We start from the raw sequence: 23,787 nt of genomic DNA, 5'->3' as shown, positions 1-23,787 counted from the left end.
GGCCCGGGAGCCGTCGGCTACCGTGTGCGGCGTGAGGACCATCGACTGGGCCGGCGACGCCGTCGAGCTCGTGGACCAGACCCTGCTGCCCGGCCGGTGCGTGCGGCTGCGCGTCGAGACCGTGGCCGAGCTCGTCGCGGCGATCAGGCGGCTGGCCGTGCGCGGCGCCCCCGCGCTCGGCGTGGCCGGCGCGCTCGGCGTCGTCCTCGCCGACGGCGACCGCGGCCAGATCGCCGAACTGCGCGCGGCCCGCCCGACCGCCGCCAACCTGGCCTGGGGCGTCGACCAGGCCGCCGCCCACCTGGACAAGGGCCGGCAGGCGGTCCTGGCCGCCGCACTGCGGATCCGCGACGACGACATCGCCGCCTGCCTGGCCATGGGCGAGCGCGGCGCCGCCCTGCTGGAGGGCGACCGGCTGCGGATCATGACCGTGTGCAACACCGGCGGCCTGGCCGCCGTCGAACGCGGCACCGCCCTCGGCGTCGTCCAGACCCTGCACGAACGCGGCCGCCTGGCCGAGGTGCTCGCCCTGGAGACCCGCCCGCTGCTCCAGGGCGCCCGGCTCACCACCTGGGAACTGGCCAGGATGGGCGCGCCGCACCGGCTGGTCGCCGACTCGGCGGGGCCGTACCTGCTGGCCAAGGGCGAGGTGGACGCGGTGCTCATCGGCGCCGACCGCATCGCCGCCAACGGCGACACCGCCAACAAGATCGGCTCGTACGCGCTCGCGCTCGGCGCCGAACGGGCCGGAGTGCCGTTCATCGTGGTCGCCCCCGAGTCCACCATCGACCCCGCCACCCCGACCGGCGACCACATCGAGATCGAGGACCGCGACCCCGAGGAGATCCTCACCGTCGGAGGTGTACGCCTGGCCCCCGAGGGCACACAGGCGCTGAACCCCGCGTTCGACGTGACGCCGCACGATCTGATCACCGCGATCGTGACCGAACGGCGGGTGATCAGACCGTGAAATAGCGCGATCCCCGGACCTGCTCACCTCGCTGGCGTTACGCTCGGTCGTCCCGATATCTACTCTCGGAGAGCACTCGTGGACATCGATCTGGTGTTACGCCGCGACTGGCAGGCCCGCGCGCCCCGCGGCTCCTACACCCAGCTTGACTCGACCAGGGGCGTCAAGGTCCACTACACCGGCGGCCGGGTCGAACCCGCCATCGTGTCCGATCACGCCGGCTGCGTCGAGCTGGTGAGATCCATCCAGGGCTATCACATGGACGGCAACGGCTGGATCGACATCGGCTACTGCGTCGACGAGGAGACGGAGATCCTGACGCGGCAGGGCTGGAAGCGGTATCGCGAGCTGGAGCCGGGGGAGAGCGTGCTCACCCTCAACCACGAGACGGGCGCGTCCGAATGGCAGGGGCTGCTCGACGTGTACGTCTTTCCGGCCGGTGCCAGGGAGATGGTGCGCATGGAAGGCGCGTCCCACTCTTCCCTGACCACGCCGCAGCACCGCTGGCCCGTCGAGCGCCGTAGACGGCGTACCGGAACGGACCGGCGCAAGGGCCGTGACGGTGGGCCGCCCGCCGGCCGAATGCCCCGAGCGGTCACCGAGCACGAGCGGCTGTGGGTGACCACGGAGACGATGGGGTACTGGGACAGAGTGCCGTTGGCGGCCCCCTGTGCCGATCTGCCCACCGAGGCGAAATGGTCGGACGCCCTCGTGGAGCTCGTTGCCTGGTTCTGGACAGAAGGGCATGTCAAGCCGCTTCGGGGCCGCGCGACCACGAGTGTGGCCATTTACCAGTCGCAGAAGAACCCGGTGTACGTGGCCAGGATCCGCGAGGCGCTCACGTCGGTCTTCGGCCCGCCCGTCCCAGGCTTCCCGCGCACCGGCCGGAGCACCGACGGGGTGCCTCGATGGCGGGAGACCGTCAACCGGCACCTCACCGAGTTCCACCTGTCCTCCGACGCTGGGCGGCGGCTGCTGGAGATGGCGCCGGACAGAGTGCCGACCTTCGAGTTTCTGCTTTCCCTCACCCGGGCACAGCTGTCCCTGTTCATCGAGACCTCGCTCGCCGCGGACAACAACGGAAAGGACAAGCTGGCGCAGAAGAATCGCGCGGGGGCGGAGGCGTTCATGTTCGCCGTGCTTCTGACGGGCAGTGCCGCGTCCTTGCGTCGCAGGTCGCCGACGGCCACCTGTGCGAGCGACATGTGGGCGGTCACCATCCGGCGGCAGCAGTACTTCGCGCCGCGGGCGGCCCGGAAGAGCGCCAGCTTCAGAATCAGCCGCGAGATCTACCATGGTGAGATCTGGTGTCCCAGGACCGCGAACCAGACCTGGCTGGCCAGGCGCGACGGCACTGTCTACTTCACGGGGAATTCCTTCGTCGCCTGTCCGCACCGGAAGGTGTTCGAGGGGCGGGGGCTGCATCATCTGCCGGCCGCCAACGGTCCCGGGCTCAACGCCGGTCACTACGCCGTGCTAGGGCTGGTCGGCAACGCCGGGCTCGTGCAGCCGCCCGACGCGATGCTCGACGCCGTCCTCGACGCCGTCCAGTACGTCCGCGACCGGGGCGGCGCCGGCAAGGAGATCAAGGGCCACCGCGACGGCTACTCGACCGACTGCCCCGGCGACCCCCTGTACGCCTGGATCAAGCGCGGCGCGCCCCGCCCCGGCGGCGGCACCACCCCGCCGCCGCCCAAGGGCGCGCCGCCCTTCCCCGGCCGGTTGCTGAAGTACCCGCCGGTCATGGAGGGCGAGGACGTGCGCACCTGGCAGCGGCAGATGGCCAAGCGCGGCTACGACCTGACCGTCGACGGCGCGTACGGCGCCCGGTCCCGCGACGTGTGCCGCGAGTTCCAGCGCGAGCAGGGCGTCGAGGACGACGGGATCGTGGGCCCGCTCACGTGGAGGCTGGCCTGGGAGGCGCCGGCGGCTGACGGGTAACCCCCGGATTACTGCGGGGGCCGGGCAGCGCCTACTATCCGTTGCATGGAACTGGCAGCGGGCTTTCCTCCCACCACTCGCGACGACTGGCGGAGGCTGGCGGTCGAGGTCCTGCGCAAGTCGGGGGTCGAGGCGGGCTCGCCCGAGGAGGCGCTGTCCAGCCCGACCTACGACGGCGTGCCGGTCGCGCCGCTCTATGACGCGGGCGACCTGCCGGGCGATCCGGGGCTGCCGGGCGCGCCGCCGTTCACGCGGGGGGCGCGGGCGCGGCCCGGCTGGGACGTCCGGCAGCGGCACGCCGTGGCCGACCCCGAGGCGGTGCTGGCCGATCTGGAGAACGGCGTCACCTCGCTCTGGCTGGTCGTCGGCGACGGCGCGATCCCGGTGGGCGCGCTGCCCGCCGTGCTGAAGGACGTCTACCTCGACCTGGCCCCGATCGTGCTGGAGGCGGGGGAGCACACGCGGGAGGCCGCCGAGGCGCTGTTCGGCCTGGCCGCCGCGCAGGGCGTCGCGCCCAGCGGCAACCTGGGCGCGAGCGGCGTCGAGGGGGCGGAGCTGGCCGGGCGGTGCGTCGCGGTCCCGGGGCTGCGCGCGGTCATGGTCGACGCCACGCCGTACCACGACGCGGGCGCCGCCGACGCCGAGGAGCTGGGCTGCTCGATCGCGCGGGGCGTGGCCGAGTTGCGCACGCTCACCGGCGCCGGCCTCACGGTTGAGCAAGCGCTAGGCCAGATCGACTTCCGGTACGCCGCCACCGCCGACCAGTTCGCCACCATCGCCAAGCTGCGCGCGGCGCGCCGGTTGTGGGCCAGGGTGGCCGAGGTGTGCGGCGCCGCCGAGCACGGCGGCCAGCGCCAGCACGCCGTCACCAGCGCGGCCATGATGACCGCCCGCGACCCCTGGGTGAACATGCTGCGCACCACGTTGGCCTGCTTCGCGGCGGGCGTCGGCGGGGCGGAGGCGGTCACCGTGCAGCCGTTCGACGCCGCGCTCGGCCTGCCCGACGCCTTCTCCCGGCGCATCGCCCGCAACACGCAGTCGCTGCTGCTGGAGGAGTCGGGGATCGGGCGGGTGACCGACCCCGCCGGCGGCTCCTGGTACGTCGAGCGCCGCACCGCCGACCTGGCCGAGCGTGCCTGGGCGTGGTTCCAGGAGATCGAGGCCGCCGGAGGCGTGGCGGCCGCCGGCGAGCTGATCGAGCGGCGCGTCGCGGCCACCCGGTCCCGCCGTGACGACGACATCGCCCACCGCCGCTTCCCGATCACCGGCGTCAGCGAGTTCCCCGACCCCGGCGAGAAGCCGCTGCGCCGGCCGCCCGCCCCCGCCGGGCGGCCCGTGGCCCGCTACGCCCAGGAGTTCGAGGCGCTGCGCGACGTCGCCGACGCCCTGCCCGAGCGTCCCAAGGTGTTCCTGGCCACCATCGGGCCGGTCGCCGCGCACACCGCGCGGGCCTCCTTCGCCGCCAATCTGTTCCACGCCGGCGGCCTGGCCACCGAGACCGCCGGGCCGGGCGCCGACCCCGAGCAGATCGCCACCGCCTTCGCCGTGAGCGGCGCCGCCGTCGCCTGCCTGTGCTCCACCGACAAGCTGTACGCCCAGCACGCCCGCGCCGTGGCCGCCGCCCTGCGGCACGCGGGGGCGAGACGCGTCTGGCTGGCGGGGAAGGCAGACTACGAGGGCGTGGACGCCTGCCTGTATGCGGGGTGCGACGCGCTCGCCGTGCTCCGTCAGACGTTCGAGGACCTGGAGGTGCTGCGATGATCCCCGACTTCTCGGGCGTCCCGCTCGGGCCGGGGGCCGGCTCCGGCGCGGCGGCCGTCCCCGGGGGCGAGGTGTGGGAGACGCCCGAGGGCATCGGGGTCAAGCCGCTCTACACGGCCGCCGACCTCGACGGGCTCGACTTCCTGCGCACCTATCCGGGCGCGGCCCCGTACCTGCGCGGGCCCTACCCCACCATGTACGTCAACCAGCCCTGGACGATCCGCCAGTACGCGGGCTTCTCCACGGCCGAAGACTCCAACGCCTTCTACCGGCGCAACCTGGCGGCCGGGCAGAAGGGCCTGTCGGTCGCCTTCGACCTGGCCACGCACCGGGGCTACGACTCCGACCACCCGCGCGTGGCCGGCGACGTGGGCATGGCCGGGGTGGCGATCGACTCCATCTACGACATGCGGCAGCTCTTCGACGGCATCCCGCTCGACCGCATGTCGGTGTCGATGACCATGAACGGCGCGGTGCTGCCGGTGCTCGCGATGTACATCGTGGCGGCCGAGGAGCAGGGCGTCGCGCCGGAGGAGCTGGCCGGGACCATCCAGAACGACATCCTCAAGGAGTTCATGGTCCGCAACACCTACATCTATCCGCCGGCTCCTTCGATGCGCATAATCTCGGATATTTTCGCTTATACGAGCGAAAAGATGCCGAAGTTCAACTCGATCAGCATTTCTGGGTATCACATCCAGGAAGCCGGGGCGACCTGCGACCTCGAACTCGCCTACACCCTCGCCGACGGCGTCGAGTACCTGCGCGCCGGGATCGCCGCCGGGATGGACGTCGACCGGTTCGCCCCCCGGCTGTCGTTCTTCTGGTGCATCGGCATGAACTTCTTCATGGAGGTCGCCAAGCTGCGCGCCGCCCGGCTGCTGTGGGCCAAGCTGGTGTCGCGGTTCGGGGCGGCCAACCCCAAGTCGCTGAGCCTGCGCACGCACAGCCAGACCTCCGGCTGGTCGCTCACCGCCCAGGACGTCTTCAACAACGTCGCCCGCACCTGCGTCGAGGCCATGGCCGCCACCCAGGGCCACACCCAGTCGCTGCACACCAACGCCCTCGACGAGGCGCTCGCGCTGCCCACCGACTTCTCGGCCCGCATCGCCCGCAACACCCAGCTCCTCCTGCAGCAGGAGTCGGGCACCACCCAGGTCATCGACCCGTGGGGCGGCTCGTACTACGTCGAGCGGCTCACCCACGACCTCGCCGAGCGCGCCTGGGCCCACATCGAGGAGGTCGAGGCGGCCGGCGGCATGGCCAGGGCCATCGAGGCGGGCCTGCCCAAGCTGCGCATCGAGGAGGCCGCGGCCCGTACCCAGGCGCGCATCGACTCCGGCCGCCAGCCGGTCATCGGGGTCAACAAGTACCGCGCCGCCGACGACGAGCCCATCGAGGTGCTCAAGGTCGACAACAGCGCCGTACGCGCCCAGCAGCTCGACAAGCTGGCCCGTCTCAGGGCCGAACGCGACGGCGAGGCCGTGCAGCGCGCACTCGACGCGCTCACCAAGGCCGCCGAGAACCCCGCGCCGGGCCTCGACGCCAACCTGCTCAAGCTCGCCGTGGACGCCGCCCGCGCCAAGGCCACCGTCGGCGAGATCTCCGACGCCCTGGAGCGGGTGTTCGGCCGGCACGCCGAGCAGGTGCGTACCATCTCCGGTGTGTACCGCGACGAGTCGGGCAACGCCGAGGCCATCGAGCGCGTCCGCCTGGCCTGCGCCGACTTCGAGCGGGACGAGGGCCGCCGCCCGCGCATCCTGGTCGCCAAGATGGGCCAGGACGGCCACGACCGGGGCCAGAAGGTGATCGCCACGGCCTTCGCCGACCTGGGCTTCGACGTCGACGTCGGCCCGCTGTTCCAGACGCCGGAAGAGGTGGCCAGGCAGGCGGTCGAGGCCGACGTGCACATCGTGGGCGTCTCGTCGCTGGCGGCCGGGCATCTCACGCTGGTGCCCGCGCTGCGGCGCGCCCTGGCCGACCTCGACGCCGCGGACATCATGATCGTGGTGGGCGGCGTCATCCCGCCGGGCGACCACGACGAGCTGCGCGCCGCCGGCGCCGCCGCCATCTTCCCACCGGGCACGGTGATCGCCGACGCCGCCCTCGACCTGCTCCGGACGCTCACCGGCCGCCCGTAGCGCTCTCCGGCCGCTCATCGGCCGCCCATGGCGCTGCGGGCGGCTCGGCGGGTCACCGGCCGCCCGTGACCCTTCGGGCGGCTCGCCCGGGTCAGAGGGCGTCGTCGCAGATGGTGACGGCGACGGTGCGCTGGCGGGCGACCGGTGCGGTGATCCGCAGCGTGACGCTGTGGGGGCCGGCGGTCGTCAGCGCGGTCGGCGAGGTCAGGTGGCGGGGGGCGTCCTCGGTGAGCGTGGCCGAGGAGCGGGCGGTGACCGTGCCGTCGACGATCCAGGTGTACCGGAGGGTGACCGGGGCGCCGGTCCTGGTCACCGCCGCCTGGAGCCGCACCGTGCCGTCCCAGCAGTCGCCGTTCCTGGTGCCGCCGGACGGGCGCAGGGAGGCCAGGGTGAGGCGGTCGGGGGCCGGGGTGGTGCCGGAGGTGCTCTCGTCCTGCGGCCCGGGGACCGGTGTGCGGGTGTGTCGTGGGCGTCGGGTGGGGGAGGTCGCGGTGCCTGGAGTGGGCGCGGGGGCGGTGGTCACGTCGGCCACGTGGGTGGCCTTGGGCGTGGGCGTCGAGGGAGTGAGCCACACGATCGCGCCCGACAGCACCAGCACGGACACCCCGGAGACCCCGGCCACCATCGCCGTCTTCACCCGCCGCCGCACCTTGATCTTGGGCGCGGTTCCCGGCTTGACGGCCTGCGGGGCGGGGACCTGTGGGTCCGGCACCTGTGGGGCCGGCGATCCCGCGTGGGGGAGGGGCGGCGTGCCCGCGACCAGTCGCAGCCCGGTGGTCCCCGACGCGGCTCCCGGCCCCGCGGCGGCCGCGGGGCGGGTCGGCGTTCCGGGGGCTGCCGGGCGGGTCGGCGTTCCCGAGGGTGCCGGGCGGGTCGGCGTTCCGGCGGATGACGGGCGAGGCGAGGGGTCGGAGGGCGCCGGGTGGGTCGGGGGTCCCGACGGTGCCGGGTGGGGCGCGGGTCCTGAGGGGGCCTGGTGGGGTGAGGGGCCCGAGGTGGGGGCGGGGATGGTGAGCAGGTGGCGGAGGACGTCGGCCATGGGCGGGCGGCGGGCGGGGTCCTTGGCCAGGCAGGCCAGGACCACGCCGAGCAGCGGCTGCGGCAGGTCGCCGGTACGGGGTTCGTCGTGCAGGATGCGGTTGATCACCGCCGGCAGCGAGTCCTCGCCGAACGGCGGCATCCCCGTCGCCGCGAAGACGATCACCGACGCCCACGCGAACACGTCCGCGGGCGCACCCGCCTCCCGTCCCGAGAGCTGCTCGGGCGCCATGTACGCGGGCGTGCCCGTGATGGCGCCGGTCGCGCTCACCCCCGTCCCGAACGCCGCCGAGACGCCGAGGTCGGTCACCCGCGGACCGTCCGGCCCGAGCAGCACGTTGGACGGCTTGAAGTCGCGGTGCGCGACGCCCGCCCGGTGCGCCTCGGCCAGCGCCGTCGCGGTCGTCACCGCCAGCCGCCGCAGCTCGTCGGCGCCGCGCAGGGCGCCGGCGTCCTGGAGTGAGGGCCCGTCCACGTATTCGGTCACGACGTACGGCCGGCCCCTGACCGAGGCGTCCAGCACTCGCGCGACGCAGGACGGCTCCACGGCACGCGCGGCGGCGAGCTCCCTGGCGAACGGCTCACCGGCGGTGACGCCCTCGGCGAGCATCTTGACGGCCACCGGACCGCCGTCGCGCCCGCGGGCGAGGTACACGACACCGTGGCCGCCCGCGCCGAGCCGTCCGGCCAGCCGGTAGGGTCCCACCGCCGCCGGGTCGCCCTCGCGGAGGGGTTCGACGTTGGGCATGAGGGGAGTGACTCCTGTGACGGCTGTGATCAGAACTCCAGCACCTTACTGGCAAATAACCGGACTTGTCAGAAGTTAGGCTGATCAATGAGAAGAAAGGGGTGAACCGCGTGCGCTCGCTGGAGGACTACGCCCAAGGCGTACGGGCAGGCTCCCGTACGTGGATCGCCCGCGCGATCACCCTGGTCGAGTCGACCAGACCGGACCACATGGCGCTGGCCCAGCGGCTGCTCGTCGAGCTCACCCCGCTGTCCGGCCGGGCCCGCCGGGTCGGCGTCTCGGGCGTGCCCGGCGTGGGCAAGTCCACGTTCATCGACGCGCTCGGCACGTACCTCACCGGCCAGGGGCACCGGGTGGCCGTGCTGGCCGTCGACCCCTCCTCGACCAGGACGGGCGGCAGCATCCTCGGCGACAAGACCCGGATGGCCCGGCTGTCGGTCGATCCGGCGGCGTTCATCCGCCCGTCGCCGACCTCCGGCACGCTCGGCGGCGTCACGAACGCGACCAGGGAGGCCATGGTCGTGGTGGAGGCCGCCGGGTTCGACGTGGTGCTGGTCGAGACCGTCGGGGTCGGGCAGTCGGAGACCGCCGTGGCCGACATGGTGGACACGTTCCTGCTGCTCACCCTGGCCCGTACCGGCGACCAGCTCCAGGGGATCAAGAAGGGGGTGCTGGAGCTGGCCGACGTGATCGCGGTCAACAAGGCCGACGGCGAGTACGAGCTCGCGGCCAGGAAGGCGGCCAGGGAGCTGGCCGGAGCGCTGCGCATGCTCCGCTCGGACGCCGGGCCGCCGCCCGTCCTGACCTGCAGCGGGCTCACCGGTGACGGCCTGGAGGAGCTGTGGCGGCGCATCCTGGCCCATCAGGACTCGCTGGACCTGGCCGCCAAGCGCCGCCGCCAGCAGGTCCAGTGGACCTGGACGCTGGTCCGCGACCGCCTGCTCGCCGAGCTGCGCCACGACCCCGAGGTGGCGGCGATCACGGCGGAGGTCGAGCGTGAGGTGCTGGCGGGGGAGCTGACCCCCGCGCTCGCCGCCGACCGCCTGCTGTCGGTGTTCAAGCGGCCCTGACGTCCGGCCGTCGGTGTTCGAGCGGTCCTGACGTCCGGCGGCGGGCGCCGGGAGCTGTCCACTCCCCGGAGGAACAGACTTGCGCCCGGGGGAGAAATATCCGCATCCGCAGCGTCATCTGCGATCCGACGGCTTGAGCGGGACATGTCACGATGTCGCGCAACCGACGTGGGGAGAAGCGCAGATGTGTGCGGAACCGATGCTGCCCGGAACGGTCACGGAGGCCCTGGAGGAGTACGGCCGCCTGCTGGCCGAGCACGGCATCACCTGGGGCGAGCCGGAGATCCACTATGTGAAGTTCTTCGCCCGGCGCAGGGTGCTGCCGCCCTCGCTGTTCGGCACGTTCTGGCGCCTGGCCTTCGAGGAGGCCGTGCGGCTGCACCCGGGCCAGCCGATCGACCGGCTGGCCGCCCACCTCGCCGAGCCCGACTACGACCGGGTGCTGCGCGACGCCCTCGCCGGCGAGCTGCCGCCACACCTGACCGCGCTCCGCGTCGGCCCCGACCGGATCGAGCTGCGCGGAGCGCCGATCACCGTCCTGACCCCGGGAGAGCCGCACTCGGGCCCGCGCTGGGTGGGCGCGGTGCCGGTCACGGACGCCCGGCCCGCGACGGCCGTTCAGGGTCCGCCGCCGCCCTCCGGGCGCGGTGCGGAGAAGATCTTCCTGCTCGTCGACTCCTCCCGCGACACCCCCTGCCCGGTCAGCGTGGACGACGCCCGCCGCGAGCTGGCCCCCCACGGGGTCTGGCTGGTCGAGGCCGACGCCGGCAGCGTGATCGTGGCCGACGGGCAGCGCGTCCGGCTGGATCCCCTGCTGCGCCCGGTCCCCGCCGCCCGGCTCACGCTGGTGGCGGGGGAGCCGTGCCGGTGGAGCGTCGCCTCCCGGGACGGCCGCGGCTGGTACCCGCCCGGCGTCCCGGCCCGGCACGACTACCACGGCAGGCCCTACTTCCACGGTGACGGCCGCACCCTCGACGTTCCGGCCGAACCGCTGACGATCACCGTCACCCGTGGCATGGAGTACGCCGAGTCCGCCCTGGACGTCACCCTGGCCCCGGGCGAGGAACGCGTGGTCCGGCTCACCCCGGAACGCCTCTACGACGCCGCCGCCCGCGGCTGGTACGGCGGAGACCTGCACGTCCACCTGAACTGGGCCGGCGACCTGGTGGGCCTGCCCGCCGACGCGGCCGCCGCCCAGCTCGGCGAGGACCTGCACGTGCTCAACCTGCTCGCCGGGAACGTCTCGGGGTCGCGGGTCTACGACCGGGAGGCCCTCGACCACTGGGCGGGGGAGGACCTGCCCTGGTCCGACGCCACCCACCTGGCCCGCATGGGCGTCGAGTACCGCAACGACCTGCTCGGCCACGTCTACGCCTTCGCCCCGGAGCGCGCGCCGGGCCGGTTCCACACCGGGTTCGCCGGCGACGCCGACTGGCCGCCGAACGCCGAGGGGCTGCGCGAGCTGCGCGGCCTCGGCGCGGTCCTCGGCTACAGCCACCCCTTCGCCACGCCGCTCGCCGACGGCGATCCGCCCAGGGCCGTCGTCTCCCCGGCGCCGCGCAACTGCGCCGCCCGCGAGCTGGTCGCCGACGCCGCGCTCGGCCTGGTGGACAGCCTCGACGTGCTCACCCACGCCTCGATCCCGTCCACGGCGGCCGTCTACCGGCGGCTGATCGGCGCCGGCAACCGGCTCGCCGTCACCGCCGGGACCGACTCGATGATCTCCTTCACGCGTTCGGACAACCAGTCCAACCCGCCCGGCTGGGCCCGCGTCTACGCCCGGGTGGAGGGCGAGCTGACCGCCCGCGCGTTCGCCGACGCGGTACGGGCGGGCCGCACGTTCGCCACCACCGGCCCGTGGCTGGAGCTGACGGTGGACGGGCACGGCCCCGGCCACGTCATCGACGCCCGCCCCGGCGACCACGTCCGGGTGACCGCCACCGCGATCGGCCCGGAGGTGACCGCCGTGCGCGTCCGCACGGCCGAGGGCGTGCGCGCGGGCGCGGAACGACTCCCAGCCGGCGAGCGGCGCCCGGACGGCGAGCGGCGCCCGGACGGCGAGCGGCGCCCGGACGGCGAGGAGCGGCTGACCGTGACGGCCGACCTGCGCGTGGACGAGCCGACGTACGTGCTGGCCGAGGTCGTGTGCGACCCGCACCCGCGCACCATGACCGGCACCGGCTACGCCCTGACCAGCCCCGTCTACGTGGACGTGGCCGGCCGCCGGGTGGCCAGGCGGGACGACGTGCGCTGGTGCCTGGAGTGGCTGGACCTGCTGGAGGAGCTGATCAGGTCGCACGCCCGCCTGACCGCCCCCGGCCAGCTCGCCGACCACGTCGCCCTCCTGGACCAGGCCAGAGCGGTCTACCGCGACCGCCTGTCCTGACCCCCGGCTCGCGGTTTCCCGACTCCCGCACGATGCTTGACCCGCGCGTTTCTGGCCGCCTGTGCTAGATTTTGGCCATGCGGTCAGAAAATCAGTCGGGTGGCCAGAAGGTGCGCTCGTTCATCGAGGAGGCCAGGCGGGCGCAGATCATCGCCTCGGCCGTGGAGGTGATCGCCGAGGTCGGGTTCGGTCAGGCGTCGCTGGCGCGCATCGCCCAGCACGCGGGCATCAGCAAGGGCGTCATCTCCTACCACTTCGCCGGCAAGGAAGAGCTGATGGAGGAGGTGGTCAACAGCGTCTACGGCGAGATCGCCACACACGTCATGGCGCGGATGGAGGGCGTCGAAGGCCCCACCGCCATGGTGCGCACGCACATCCTCGCCGTCGCCGAGCACATGCGCGACCACCGCACCCGGCTCAAGGCCCTCGGCGAGATCTTCTACAACCTGCGCACCGCCGACGGGGAGCCGCGCTACGGCGTCAACGCCAACGACGAGCTCTACCAGGTGATGGAGCAGATCTACGCCTACGGCCAGTCCAGCGGCGAGTTCCGCGACTTCGACCGCCGCGTCATGGCCATCACCCACTTCTCCGCCATCGACGACATGTTCGCCTACTGGGTGGCGAACCCCGACCACGACCTCGACGCGCACGCCGCGGAGCTGGCCGACCTGTTCGAGAGGGCATGCAGGCGATGAAGACCGAGACCGGCACCAGACTCTTGGCCGTCGACAACCTGCGCGTGCTGCTGACCGCGCTGGTCGTCGCCCATCACGTCGCCGTCACGTACGGCAACATCCCGCTGTGGTACTACACCGAGCCGGCCGCCGACCCCTCCGGGACGGCGCTGGACATCCTGGTGGTTCTCAACCAGGCGTTCTTCATGGGGTTCTTCTTCCTCATCTCCGGCTTCTTCACCCCCGGCTCCCACGACCGCAAGGGCGGGCGCGCGTTCGTCCGCGACCGGCTGGTCAGGCTCGGGGTGCCGCTGCTGGTCTTCCTCCTGCTGCTGCGGCCGCTGCTCACGATCGGCGAGCACGGCATGCCGTTCTGGAAGTGGTACGTCGTCTCGTGGGACCCGGGGCCGATGTGGTTCGTCGAGGTGCTGATCGTCTTCGCCCTGCTCTACGCGTGGTGGCGGCGTGCCGGCGGGCGACGGGCCGGCGCGGAGAGAGTCGGGGCGCCGAGCCTCAAGGGGGTCGTGCTGTTCACCCTCGGGCTGGCGGCGGCCACGCTCCTGTGGCGGATCCCGGTGCCGCAGGGCACGTACGTGCCGGTGCTCGGGCTGCCCACGCCCTACTTCCTGCCGCAGTACGCGGCGATGTTCGCGGCCGGAGTGGTCGCCTTCCGACGCGGCTGGTTCGAGGCGCTGCCCAGGCGGGCCGGGCGGGCCGGGTTCGTCGTCGCGGGCGTGGCGACCGTGGTGTTGCTGCCGCCCGCGGCCCTGACCACGGGCCTGGTCGCGGTCGCGATCAACGCGCTGTGGGAGTCCGTGTTCGCCGTCGGCATGATCGTCGGTCTGGTGGTGCTGTTCAGGGAGCGGTTCGCCCGGCAGGGGCCGCGCGGCAGGTTCCTGTCCGGCAACGCCTACGCGGTCTACGTCATCCACCCGCTGGTGCTGGTCGCCGTGGCCTGGGCGGTGCGGGGGCTGCACGCGGCGGCGGTCGTCAAGTTCGCCCTCGTGCTGGCGGTGTCGCTGCCGTTGTGCTGGGGGCTGGCGTACGCGGTCCGGTCGTTGCCGGGGGCCAGGCGCATCCTCTGACTGCGGGCTTGACTTTGGGCCTTGCCGGGCCCTCGGCGGCGTGCCACCATCGCGCTAACTCTTAGGAAACTTTCTTAAGAGATTCCGTGAAGGGAAGTGATCGGGGTGCGCCGGAGCCTGACGCTGTTCGCCGCCGCGCTGCTGGTGGCGGGCGTCCTGTCGGCCGTCGTGCCGGCCCCGCCGGCCGGGGCGGCCACGTGCGCGACGCCGTGGAACGCCTCGACGGCCTACAACGGCGGCGCGGTGGTGTCCCGCGGCGGGCACAACTGGTCGGCCAGGTGGTGGACGCAGAACGAGACCCCCGGCACCGCCGCGGTCTGGGCCGACCAGGGCGCCTGCGGGGGCGGCGGCGGTACCCCCACGCCCGGCTGCGACCACCCGAACTGGGTGGCCGGCCGGTACTACGCCACCGGCAGCATCGTGCGATACACCGACGGCAACTATTACATCGCCGTCCACGACAATCCCGGCTACGACCCCGTGATCAGCACCTGGTACTGGGACCCGTACGCGTGCGACGGCGGCGGCACGCCCACCGACCCGCCGGACCCGGGAGGCTTCGTGGTGAGTCAGGCGCAGTTCGACCAGATGTTCCCCGGCCGCAACTCCTTCTACAGCTACAGCGGCCTGACCACGGCGATCGCCGCATTTCCCGCCTTCGCCGGGACCGGCTCGGCCACCGTCAGGAAGCAGGAGGCCGCCGCCTTCCTGGCCAACGTCAGCCACGAGACCGGCGGGCTGGTCTACATCGTCGAGCAGAACACCGCGAACTACCCGCACTACTGCGACGCGACCCAGCCCTACGGCTGCCCGGCCGGGCAGGCCGCCTACTACGGCCGCGGGCCCATCCAGCTGAGCTGGAACTTCAACTACAAGGCCGCCGGCGACGCCCTCGGCATCAACCTGCTGAACGACCCCTGGCAGGTGGAACGGAACGCGTCCGTGGCCTGGAAGACCGCGCTGTGGTACTGGATGACCCAGAACGGCCCCGGCACCATGACCCCGCACGACGCCATGGTCAACAGCCGCGGCTTCGGCGAGACCATCCGCAGCATCAACGGCAGCCTGGAGTGCAACGGCGGCAACCCGGGCCAGGTGCAGAGCCGGGTCAACGCCTACCAGCGGTTCACCCAGATCCTCGGTGTCGCGCCAGGCGGCAACCTGTCCTGCTGACCGCCTCCCCGGCGCCCGATCAGGCCGGCCGCGCTCCCGCGGGGGCCCGGCCGGCCTGATCGGCCGGCGCGCGCCGTTCGGTGGTCTCCAGGTAGCCGCGCAGGGCGCGCCGGGAGCGGCTGAGCGTGTCGATCTGCTCGTCGAGGCCGCGCAGCCGGGCGCGCAACGTGTCCAGCAGCTCGGGGCAGGGCACCAGATCGGGGTCGGGGCCCGTGACGCAGGGCAGCAGGTACGCGATCTCGTCGGTCGACAGCCCGGCGTCGAGCAGCTTCCTGATCTGGGCCACGGTCAGCACGGCCCCGTCGTCGTACTCGCGGTAGCCGCTGGCGCGGCGGCCGGGCTCCAGCAGGCCCTGGGCCTCGTAGTAGCGCAACTGGTGCGGGCGGACCCCGGTCCGCCGGCTCAGGTCACCGATCAGCACGGCCGTCCCCCTTGACCTTCATACCGGTCTGAACGTTGACGATTCTCCCATAGCTGCTGAACCACCTCTTTTGGGAGAGCGACTGTGATGACGAAGGAAAGCCGTACCCCCGTGACCGTCCTCGGCCTGGGGCTGATGGGGGAGGCGCTGGCCGGGGCGTTCCTGCGCGACGGCCGGCCGACGACCGTCTGGAACCGTACGGCGGCCAGGGCCGAGCGGCTGGCCGGGCAGGGCGCCGTACGGGCCGGGTCGGCGCTGGAGGCCGTGGCCGCCGCCCCGCTCGTGGTCGTCTGCCTGACCGGGTACGACGCCGTACGCGAGGTGCTCGACCCGCTGGGCGAAGCCCTGGACGGCCGGGTGCTGGTCAACCTCACCTCCGGCACCTCCGCCGAGGCCCGCGACACCGCCGCGCGGGTGGCGCGGCACGGCGGCGCCTACCTGGACGGCGCGATCATGACCACCCCCGCCGCCATCGGCACCCCGGCGGCCGCCCTGCTCTACAGCGGCCCGCGATCGGCCTTCGACCTGCACGAACCGGCCCTGCGCAGCCTCGGCGGCGCGACGACGTACCTCGGCGCGGACCACGGCCTGTCGGCGCTCTACGACGTCGGGGTGCTGAGCCTGATGTGGAACATCCTCAACGGCTTCCTCCAGGGCGCGGCGCTGCTCGGGGCCGCCGGGGTGGAGGCGGCGGCGTTCGTCCCGGTCGCGCGGAACGGCGTCGAGACCGTGGCCGGCTGGCTGGCCGACTACGCGCGGCAGATCGACGAGGGCGCGCACCCGGCCACCGACTCCACCCTCGACACGCACGTCGCGGCCATGGACCACCTCGTGCACGAGAGCGAGTCGCACGGCGTGGACGCCACGCTGCCGCGCTTCATCAGGGAGCTGGCCGGCCGGGCCGTCGCGGCGGGCCACGGCGGCGAGGGCTACACGGCGCTGATCGAGCAGTTCCGCAAGCCCTCCGGCCAGGAGTGAGACGACGGGCCCCGGCACCAGGCTCGCCGGACGGCGGCGGGTCCTCGGGCCCGCCGCCGTCGGTCGGCGGGCGTCGTCAGTCGGCGTAGAAGCCGTCGAGGACGTCGGCGTGGCGTTCCTCGACGGCCTTGCGCCTGATCTTCAGGCTGGGCGTCAGCTCGCCGGTCTCCACGGTGAAGTCGCCGGCCAGGATCGCGAACTTCTTGACCGTGGCGTAACTGGCCTGGTCGGCGTTGACCTGCCGGATCGCCTTGTCGACCTCCTCGCGCATGCGCGGGTGCCCGCACAGCGCCTCGGGGTCGGCCGGCAGCGACTCTGCCTCGGCCCATGGGCGCACGACGTCCATGTCGAGGGTGACCAGCGCCGTCACGTAGTTGCGGCGGTCGCCGTGCACGAACACGTTCGAGGCGAACGGGCAGGCGGCCTTGATCCGGCCCTCCAGGTAGGTGGGGGCGACGTACTTGCCGCCCGAGGTCTTGATCAGCTCCTTCTTGCGGTCGGTGATCAGCAGCCGGCCGGCCTGGTCGAGCTCGCCGATGTCGCCGGTGTGCAGCCAGCCGTCCGCCAGCGCCTCGGCCGTCTCCTGGGGCAGGCCGTGGTAGCCGCGCATCACGCCGCGCCCGCCGATGAGGATCTCGCCGTCGTCGGCGATGCGGACCTCGGTGCCCGGCAGCGGCGGGCCGACCGTGCCGAACCGCACCGACTCGGGCCGGTTGAGGAAGCTGCCCGCCGACGACTCGGTCAGGCCGTACCCCTCCAGGATCGTCAGGCCGGCGCCGTCGAAGAACTCGGCCACGTCCCGCGACAGCGGCGCGGCCCCGGAGATGAAGAAGCGGATGCGGCCGCCGAAGCGCGCCCGCAGCTTGGCGAAGACCAGCCGGTCGGCCAGCGCGTGCTCGACCCGGGTGGTGAGCGGGACGGCCGCCTCGCGCTGCCGCGCCCTGCTGACCCGCAGGCCGGTCTCCCGCGCCCATTCGAAGATGCGCAGCTTGACCCCGCCCTCGCGGCGCACGGTGGCGACGACCGTGTTGTGGATCTTCTCGAAGATGCGCGGCGCGGCGGCCATCACGGTCGGGCGCAGCGCCCCCAGGTTGTCGGCGATGCGGTCGAGGCGGCCGTCGATCGCGGTCGGGACGCCGATGTCGATCATCACGACCTCCAGCAGCTTGCCGAACGAGTGGGACAGCGGCAGCCACAGGAAGTGCAGGTCGGCGGGGGACAGGAGGCCGATCTCGCGGACCGAGCCGGCCGCGAACAGCCAGTTGTCGTGGGTGAGCTCGACGCCCTTGGGGCGTCCGGTGGTGCCGGAGGTGTAGATGAGCGTGGCCAGGTCGTCCTGGGCGATGGCGTCCACCAGGGCGTCGTAGTCGTCCGGCGCGTCACCCTCGCCCTGGCTGACCGAGTCGAGGGTGACCACCCAGCCGTCGTCGCTTGCCGAGCCGTCCACGACCACCACGCACGTGACGTCGGGCAGCTCCTTCCGCACGGACCTGAGCTTGGCCACCTGCTCGTCGTCCTCGGCGATGACGATCGTGCTGCCGGAGTCGGTGATGACGAAGGCGCACTCGGCGGCCGTGTTCGACGGGTAGATGGTGGTGGTGGCCGCGCCCGTGGAGAGCACGGCCAGGTCGGCGAGGATCCATTCGAGCCTGGTCGAGCAGAGGATCGACACGCGCCTGCCGGGCCCCGCGCCGAGCCCGGACAGCCCCAGCGCCAGTCCGCGGACGCGCTCGCCGACCTCGCTCCACGACAGGGAGGTCCACGCCTCGCCCGACGGCACCCGGTACGCCTCGGCGTCGGGGGTGGCCGTGATCCGGTCGCGCAGCAGGGAGGGAATGCTGGACATGCCTGACCTCCTGAGGGGTGTGCCGCCGACTCTAGGACGAGTGCGCCGGATCAGTCGATGGCCGTGATCGACCTGCCGCCGGCCGGGGGCGGGCCGGCGCTGGCGACCGTCCTGGACGTGCGCACCTCCCATGCGCCGCAGGCGCAGCGCAGGTAGGAGACCAGCCCCTCGGACGTGCGGTGGGAGGAGACGAGGGTCAGGGCGAAGGGGTCGTGCGGCTCTCCGGGATGCATGACTCCAACCTGATGTAATGACCTTGTGCATTTCAACACTTACGGCGGCAACGGCGCCGAACTCGCCGCGGCCCTGGTCAACGCGAGCGACTTCAGCCCGGCCGCGGTGCGGGAGACGCTCACGGCCAACGCCATGTGGCGCACGGACGTCACCCCGGCCCAGGCGGCGGAGCTGGCGGCCTGGGCGCGCCGGCTGGCCCCCGTCTTCGGGGAGCCCGACCTCGGCGTCCAGGTGCGGTTGATCAACGAGCTGCTGGAGATCACCGCGTCCAGGCCGCACATCAGCACCCATGACGGCCTCGAACCCCACCTGCACTTCTTCTCCACCGAGGCCGACATCGTCTCCAGGGCCAAGGACACCACCGCGGGCGGGCTGGCCATGGCCGTGTGCTTCTCCGACGGGCGGCGGCTCGGGCGGTGCGACCGGACGGGGTGCGAGACCGTCTATGTGGACACCTCGCGTAACGGGCGGCGCCGATTCTGCTCGCTGACCTGCGCGAACCGGGTCAACGTGGCCGCCCATCGAGCCCGGGACGTTGCCTGTCGGCCGTGTTTCGGGTAATGTGTCGGGGTCGTATCGCCGACCCCTGGGGGCAGCTGACGTGAGGATCTGAGGCCGCGGGCACCGCGCCTACCGCCCGGTCACGGGCTCTGTCGCGTGCGCACCTCGACCTCGGCGACCTCTTCGCCCCGGTTCTTCGCAGCTCAAGCTGTCTGGTCGTCGCGCGCGCAGCGGTGTTCCCGCCAAGTCACGAAATTTCGATTTTTGTGATGGGAGCCGCCACATGTCTTTTTCCATTGTCGTCGATCACGTGTCCTTCGGCTGGCCCGACGGGACCATGGTGCTCGACGGTCTCGACGCCGCCTTCCCCGCCGGACGTACCGGGCTCATCGGGGCGAACGGGTCGGGCAAGTCCACCCTGCTCAAGATCATCGCCGGGGAGCTGACCCCCGGATCGGGCTCGGTCTCGGTCACCGGCGAGGTGGGGTACCTGCCGCAGAACGTGCCGCTGGAGGGCAGCCGCACGGTGTCCGACCTGCTGGAGATCAGCGGGAAGCGGGCCGCGCTGCACGCCGTGGAGAGCGGCGACGTCGCCGAGGAGCACTTCACCGCCATCGGGGACGACTGGGACGTCGAGGAACGCGCGCGGGCCGAGCTCGACCGGCTCGGGCTCGGCCACGTCGGGCTCGACCGCACGGTCGCGACGCTGTCGGGCGGCGAGGCCGTCATGGTCGCGCTGGCCGCGCAGATCCTCAAGCGCCCCGCCGTGCTGCTGCTCGACGAGCCCACCAACAACCTCGACCTGGACGCCCGGCGGCGGCTCTACGCCGCGGTCTCGGCGTACCCCGGGGTGCTGGTCGTGGTCAGCCACGATCGGGCGCTGCTCGATCTCGTGGACCAGGTCGCCGAGCTCCGCGACGCCGCCGTGCGCCTGTACGGCGGCAACCTGAGCGCCTACGAGGAGCAGGCCGCCGCCGAGCAGGAGGCGGCCGAGCGCACGGTCAGGACCGCCGAGGGCGAGGTGCGGCGGCAGCAGCGCGAGCTGATCGAGGCCAGGACCAAGCTCGACCGGCGCAGCCGCACCGCGCGGAAGGCGTTCGAGAACAAGAAGGTGCCCAAGATCGTCGCCGGCGGGCTCAAGATGAAGGCCCAGGTGTCGGCGGGCAAGCACCGCGCGCTGCACCAGGAGCGGCTGGCCGAGGCCAGGGGCAGGCTGACCGAGGCGGAGCTGGCCGTGCGCGACGACGCCGAGATCCGCGTCGAGCTGCCCGGCACCGCCGTCCCGGCCGGCCGGACCCTGCTGACGCTGCCGCTCGACCGTCCTGACCGTTCCGGCGGCCCCGGCGGCCCTGACGGCACGCCCGGCCGGGAGGGGCTCAAGGCGCTCGACCGGCTGGTCGTCCGGGGCCCCGAACGCATCGCGCTGCTCGGGCCCAACGGGTCGGGCAAGACGACCCTGCTGCGCAGGATCGTCGAGCACGGCGCGCACGTCCCGGTGGCATACCTGCCGCAGCGGCTGGACGTGCTCGACGACGCGCTGAGCGTCGTGGACAACGTCCGGGCCGTGGCGCCGGCGGCCTCGGTCAACGACGTGCGGGCGCGGCTGGCCCGCTTCCTGTTCCGCGGCACGCGGGCCGACCAGCCTGTGGGCACGCTGTCGGGCGGCGAGCGGTTCCGCGCCGCCCTGGCCGCGCTGCTGTCGGCCGATCCGCCGCCGCAGCTGCTCCTGCTGGACGAGCCGACGAACAACCTGGACATGTCCAGCGTTCGCCAGCTCTCCCAGGCGCTGGCGGCCTACCGGGGCGCGCTCGTCGTGGCCAGCCACGACGTTCCGTTCCTGGAGACGCTGGGGATCACCCGGTGGCTGCGACAGGATCGGGATGAGGGCCTGGCCGAATCGTAATTGACGTCTGGGGATCAACCGGGCAATAGTGGGGCAGGTGGCTTCACCCCGGTTGATCTCCTGCGTTCTCGCCCTGGCGACGGTGACGCTCGCCGCCTGCTCCTCTCCGCCACCGCTGACCGGCGGTGAGCCGAAGGTCAGCGGCGTGGCGGACGGCAAGGGCGGAGCCTTCAACGGCGATCCCGGTGGGGATCCCGGCGGCGACCCCTCGTCGGGATCCAGCCCCGCCGTCAGCGCCCTGACGCCGGAGGCGTACAAGGGCGAGCTCGACAGCAGGCACAAGGCGATGACCGGCGCGATCAGCGGCCTGGCCGGCGCGCGTGGCGTCCAGGCGCTCAACCAGCGCGTGGACAAGGCCGAGCAGGCGCTGAGCGGCGCCGCCGACGCCCTGTCCGCGATCGCCCCGCCCGCCGAGATCCGCGCCCAGCACGACGCGTACGTCACCAGCCTGCGCGACTTCGCCACCGAGCTCGGCTCCACGGCGGGCAAGGTCGGCAGCCGCGAGCTGTGCACCCCCTCGGCCGTGCTGAGCGACCTGAACACCAAGCTCACCGCCCTGAACAAGGCGGGCGAGGCCCTGCAGAGCGCCGGTGACTACCCGGCCGACGTCGTCACGGTCAAGGCCGGCGGCAAGCAGAACAGGCGGCTGAAGAACGGCGCGTTCATCCGCCGGACCTCCCTCGGCGGACGCAGCTCCCTGGAGGTCGACAACGGCGGCACCCGCGACGCCGTCGTAACGGCGGTCAGAGGCGGCGGCAAGACGTTCAGCGTGTACGTGCGCAAGAAGGCCAAGTTCAAGGTCAGGGGCGTGCCCGACGGCACGTACAAGATCTATTTCACCCACGGCGTGGACTGGGACGGCAAGAGCCGGTCCTTCAGCCGCCAGTGCAGCTTCGAGCGGTTCCAGAAGTCGGTGAAGTTCAAGACCACGGTCACCGCCACCCAGATCCTCTGGCACGACTGGCGGGTCACCCTGCACGCCATCACCGGCGGCAACGCCCGTACCGCGCCCGTCAACCCCGACGACTTCCCGAGCTGACCCTCCGGAGCCGGGCCCGCACACGCGAAAGGGCCGCGCGAACGCGCGGCCCCTTCGCGGCTGCCGGGGCGATCAGGTCGAGAACAGCATGCCCACCCAGCTGCGCTGGCGGTGGTGGCCGTAGTGGTGACCGCCGTGGTGGGGAGCGCCCCAGGCCGGCCCGGGGGCGGGGGGCGGCGGCGGAGCGGCGTGGTACTGCGACTCCATGCGGGTCAGGGTCTCCAGCTCGCCATAGTCGAGGAAGATCCCACGGCAGTTGTCGCACTGCTCGATGTGGACGCCGTTGCGCTCATATGTCCGCATGTTGCCGCGGCACTTCGGGCACTGCATCTAAGTCGCTCTCCTTGGATCCGGGGTCTCAGGCTGAAACCTACCGCGTGCGGCCCCCGTCACGCTCGGACGATTCTGCTGCACGATTCGATTAACGCGTGCTCCACCTCGTCGAGTTCCCGGTTCTCGCGCTCGGCGTTGAGCACGGCCACGGCGGCCAGTTGCACGGTGAGCGCCCGGGCCGGCAGGTCGAGCCGCTGCCAGGGATCGTCGCCCTGGCCGAGCGCGGGGCCGCCCGAGGCCAGGTAGGCGCCGAGGAACCGCTCCCAGACGGCCGGCTCCAGCAGGCCCGCCGCGTACCAGGCGGCCGGTCGCGCCAGGTCCCAGGCCGGGTCGCCGACGCCCAGGTCGTCGACGTCGATGAGCAGCCAGCGGTCGCGGCAGACGAGCTGGCCCAGATGCCAGTCGCCATGCGTGAGCAGGCCCGGCACCGGGGCGGGCTCGGGCAGCTCCTTGAACGCGTGCCTGACGAGCTGCTCGACCGGGCCGTCGCCGCTCATCCTGGACACCGCGCGGGCGGCCCGCGCGGGGCCTCCGGCGGGCGGCATCGGCGGCACCACCGTCAGGGGGACGGCGTGCAGCCGGGCCAGCAGCCGCGCGCCCTCCTCCCAGGGGGCGGACCCGGGATCGTCGTGGGGGACCGGGCGGCCGGCCGGCCAGACGCTGACCGCGCGGCCCGCGGCCGTCAGCACCTCGGCCTCCAGCGGGGCCAGCAGCACACCATTGACCGAGGCCGCGGCGGCGGCCCTGAGGCGGACGCGCAGCGGCTCCACTTCGTCGCGGGCGGAGTGGGCCTTGACCACCACCTCGCCCATCCGTAACACGACCACGTCGGTGCGTGTCTGGTGTCGCACGGGCTCGCCCGTGCCGCCGTACGCCGCGGCGATGCCCGCCAGTTCCTCCTCTAGACCCACTCGTACAGAGTATTGGGCAGTGTTGGGGGTAAATGCCGTCGTGATGGCGGAAGCGAGGGAGTGGGCGGCGCTGGCGCGCGAGTGGCTGAGGGCGAGCTCGCCGCGGGCCGCCCAGGCGATGCGCGAGCACGATCAGGAGGCCGCCCGGCGCCGCCGGGAGCGGCGTCCGGCGGCGGCCCGGCGGGGGAGGCCCGTGGACCGGGAGGCCGCCCGGGAGCCGGCGCGGTGGGCGGTCGAGCCGGCGGCGGAGGGTCCGGGCCAGGAGGAGATCGAGCGGGCGCGTGCGGCGCTGGCGCGGGCGACCTCGCTGGAGCGGGCGCGGGCCCGGGCGCGGCGGGAGCGGGGACACGGGTGACATGACGGATGAAGCCACCCGAGCCCTCGCGAAGGGCCGCCCTCAGGCGCTGACGAGCCTGACCGCGCCTACTTCCTGAGCCAGAGCATGTGGTACGGGCTGTCCCAGCGGCAGTCGTACTCCTTGTACCCCTTCGTGATGAGCAGGGTGGTGCCCGCCGACACGCAGTTCTGCAGCGTGCGGTACGCCTGGTACGGGGTCCAGCTCGTGGCCGAAGCGCCGGCCGGAGCGGGTGCCGTGTGTGGTGGGAGATCGCGCACCCGGGCCGGTCAGACT

Annotated in this window: 21 protein-coding genes; 14 read left to right on the top strand and 7 right to left on the bottom strand. The window is 73.0% G+C overall.

The features are described 5' to 3' along the window. The first annotated feature begins 31 nt into the window (after positions 1 to 31). From mtnA to scpA, 4 genes are all read left to right on the top strand, one after another. Entirely contained in the window at positions 32 to 970 is a 939-nt protein-coding gene (gene mtnA / locus AB0J46_RS20675) for an S-methyl-5-thioribose-1-phosphate isomerase (RefSeq protein ID WP_364334018.1), read from the top strand. Positions 971 to 1,048: 78 nt separating this feature from the next. Continuing rightward, positions 1,049 to 2,911, top strand: coding sequence for a peptidoglycan-binding protein (locus AB0J46_RS20670; protein WP_364334015.1), 1,863 nt, complete (start codon positions 1,049 to 1,051; stop codon positions 2,909 to 2,911). Positions 2,912 to 2,956: 45 nt separating this feature from the next. After that, the gene (locus AB0J46_RS20665; protein ID WP_364334012.1) at positions 2,957 to 4,672 is read left to right on the top strand and encodes a methylmalonyl-CoA mutase family protein; all 1,716 of its coding nucleotides are present in this window, start codon (positions 2,957 to 2,959) and stop codon (positions 4,670 to 4,672) included. Beyond that, positions 4,669 to 6,813 carry a methylmalonyl-CoA mutase gene (gene scpA / locus AB0J46_RS20660; RefSeq protein ID WP_364334009.1) on the top strand — a complete coding sequence of 715 codons (2,145 nt, stop codon included), beginning with the start codon at positions 4,669 to 4,671 and terminating at the stop codon, positions 6,811 to 6,813. Before AB0J46_RS20665 ends, scpA begins: the two co-directional genes overlap by 4 nt. 91 nt (positions 6,814 to 6,904) lie before the next feature. Here the strand turns inward: scpA and AB0J46_RS20655 are convergent, their stop codons facing one another. Next, positions 6,905 to 8,599 carry a protein kinase gene (locus AB0J46_RS20655; RefSeq protein WP_364334006.1) on the bottom strand — a complete coding sequence of 565 codons (1,695 nt, stop codon included), beginning with the start codon at positions 8,597 to 8,599 and terminating at the stop codon, positions 6,905 to 6,907. Between the two features lie 101 nt (positions 8,600 to 8,700). Here AB0J46_RS20655 and meaB point away from each other — a divergent pair, with 101 nt between their 5' ends. The 5 genes from meaB to AB0J46_RS20630 all read left to right on the top strand — a co-directional run bounded on the left by meaB (position 8,701) and on the right by AB0J46_RS20630 (position 14,990). Further along, positions 8,701 to 9,669: a methylmalonyl Co-A mutase-associated GTPase MeaB gene (meaB, locus tag AB0J46_RS20650; protein ID WP_364334003.1), complete on the top strand. Its 969-nt coding sequence runs from the start codon at positions 8,701 to 8,703 to the stop codon at positions 9,667 to 9,669. Positions 9,670 to 9,853: 184 nt separating this feature from the next. After that, entirely contained in the window at positions 9,854 to 12,055 is a 2,202-nt protein-coding gene (locus tag AB0J46_RS20645) for a CehA/McbA family metallohydrolase (protein WP_364334000.1), read from the top strand. A gap of 77 nt (positions 12,056 to 12,132) precedes the next feature. Next, entirely contained in the window at positions 12,133 to 12,753 is a 621-nt protein-coding gene (locus AB0J46_RS20640; RefSeq protein WP_364333997.1) for a TetR/AcrR family transcriptional regulator, read from the top strand. Beyond that, positions 12,750 to 13,817, top strand: a complete 1,068-nt coding sequence (locus tag AB0J46_RS20635; protein ID WP_364333994.1) for an acyltransferase family protein — start codon at positions 12,750 to 12,752, stop codon at positions 13,815 to 13,817. Before AB0J46_RS20640 ends, AB0J46_RS20635 begins: the two co-directional genes overlap by 4 nt. A 105-nt stretch (positions 13,818 to 13,922) precedes the next feature. Continuing rightward, a complete protein-coding gene (locus AB0J46_RS20630; RefSeq protein ID WP_364333991.1) occupies positions 13,923 to 14,990 on the top strand; it encodes a glycoside hydrolase family 19 protein in 1,068 nt (355 codons plus the stop codon). 19 nt (positions 14,991 to 15,009) lie between these two features. Here the strand turns inward: AB0J46_RS20630 and AB0J46_RS20625 are convergent, their stop codons facing one another. After that, on the bottom strand, positions 15,010 to 15,411 hold the full coding sequence (locus AB0J46_RS20625) for a MerR family transcriptional regulator (RefSeq protein ID WP_364333988.1): 402 nt from the start codon (positions 15,409 to 15,411) through the stop codon (positions 15,010 to 15,012). Positions 15,412 to 15,498: 87 nt separating this feature from the next. On the opposite strand from AB0J46_RS20625, the gene AB0J46_RS20620 reads away from it, so the two are divergent. Further along, on the top strand, positions 15,499 to 16,389 hold the full coding sequence (locus AB0J46_RS20620) for an NAD(P)-binding domain-containing protein (protein WP_364333985.1): 891 nt from the start codon (positions 15,499 to 15,501) through the stop codon (positions 16,387 to 16,389). Between the two features lie 76 nt (positions 16,390 to 16,465). Here AB0J46_RS20620 and AB0J46_RS20615 read toward each other — a convergent pair whose 3' ends face one another. Next, a complete protein-coding gene (locus AB0J46_RS20615) occupies positions 16,466 to 18,235 on the bottom strand; it encodes a long-chain fatty acid--CoA ligase (protein WP_364333982.1) in 1,770 nt (589 codons plus the stop codon). Positions 18,236 to 18,285: 50 nt separating this feature from the next. Next, on the bottom strand, positions 18,286 to 18,468 hold the full coding sequence (locus AB0J46_RS20610; RefSeq protein ID WP_352354135.1) for a hypothetical protein: 183 nt from the start codon (positions 18,466 to 18,468) through the stop codon (positions 18,286 to 18,288). A 25-nt stretch (positions 18,469 to 18,493) separates the two neighbouring features. Between AB0J46_RS20610 and AB0J46_RS20605 the strand changes: the two genes are divergently transcribed. The 3 genes from AB0J46_RS20605 (at position 18,494) to AB0J46_RS20595 (ending at position 21,912) form a co-directional block, all read left to right on the top strand. Further along, positions 18,494 to 19,030 carry a CGNR zinc finger domain-containing protein gene (locus AB0J46_RS20605; protein WP_364333979.1) on the top strand — a complete coding sequence of 179 codons (537 nt, stop codon included), beginning with the start codon at positions 18,494 to 18,496 and terminating at the stop codon, positions 19,028 to 19,030. Between the two features lie 223 nt (positions 19,031 to 19,253). After that, positions 19,254 to 20,873 carry an ABC-F family ATP-binding cassette domain-containing protein gene (locus tag AB0J46_RS20600; protein WP_364333976.1) on the top strand — a complete coding sequence of 540 codons (1,620 nt, stop codon included), beginning with the start codon at positions 19,254 to 19,256 and terminating at the stop codon, positions 20,871 to 20,873. 37 nt (positions 20,874 to 20,910) lie between these two features. Next, on the top strand, positions 20,911 to 21,912 hold the full coding sequence (locus AB0J46_RS20595; RefSeq protein WP_364333973.1) for a hypothetical protein: 1,002 nt from the start codon (positions 20,911 to 20,913) through the stop codon (positions 21,910 to 21,912). Positions 21,913 to 21,984: 72 nt separating this feature from the next. On the opposite strand, the gene AB0J46_RS20590 is transcribed toward AB0J46_RS20595, so the two are convergent. Together AB0J46_RS20590 and AB0J46_RS20585 are read right to left on the bottom strand one after the other, a co-directional pair. Beyond that, entirely contained in the window at positions 21,985 to 22,242 is a 258-nt protein-coding gene (locus AB0J46_RS20590; protein ID WP_352331027.1) for a zf-TFIIB domain-containing protein, read from the bottom strand. 59 nt (positions 22,243 to 22,301) lie between these two features. Beyond that, complete coding sequence (locus tag AB0J46_RS20585) at positions 22,302 to 23,156, bottom strand: phosphotransferase (protein WP_364333970.1); 855 nt, start codon at positions 23,154 to 23,156, stop codon at positions 22,302 to 22,304. A 40-nt stretch (positions 23,157 to 23,196) separates the two neighbouring features. Here AB0J46_RS20585 and AB0J46_RS20580 point away from each other — a divergent pair, with 40 nt between their 5' ends. Next, positions 23,197 to 23,511 (top strand): hypothetical protein, encoded by a 315-nt coding sequence (locus AB0J46_RS20580; protein WP_364333967.1) that lies wholly within the window; start codon positions 23,197 to 23,199, stop codon positions 23,509 to 23,511. 68 nt (positions 23,512 to 23,579) lie between these two features. Here AB0J46_RS20580 and AB0J46_RS20575 read toward each other — a convergent pair whose 3' ends face one another. Then, positions 23,580 to 23,771 carry a hypothetical protein gene (locus AB0J46_RS20575; protein ID WP_364333964.1) on the bottom strand — a complete coding sequence of 64 codons (192 nt, stop codon included), beginning with the start codon at positions 23,769 to 23,771 and terminating at the stop codon, positions 23,580 to 23,582. Positions 23,772 to 23,787 lie beyond the last annotated feature (16 nt).

Origin of the sequence: Nonomuraea sp. NPDC049758 (genome assembly GCF_040674635.1) — a bacterium.
Lineage (GTDB): Bacteria > Actinomycetota > Actinomycetes > Streptosporangiales > Streptosporangiaceae > Nonomuraea.
Note: the sequence above shows the minus strand (reverse complement) of the source record. Positions and strands in the feature narration are given on the sequence as shown.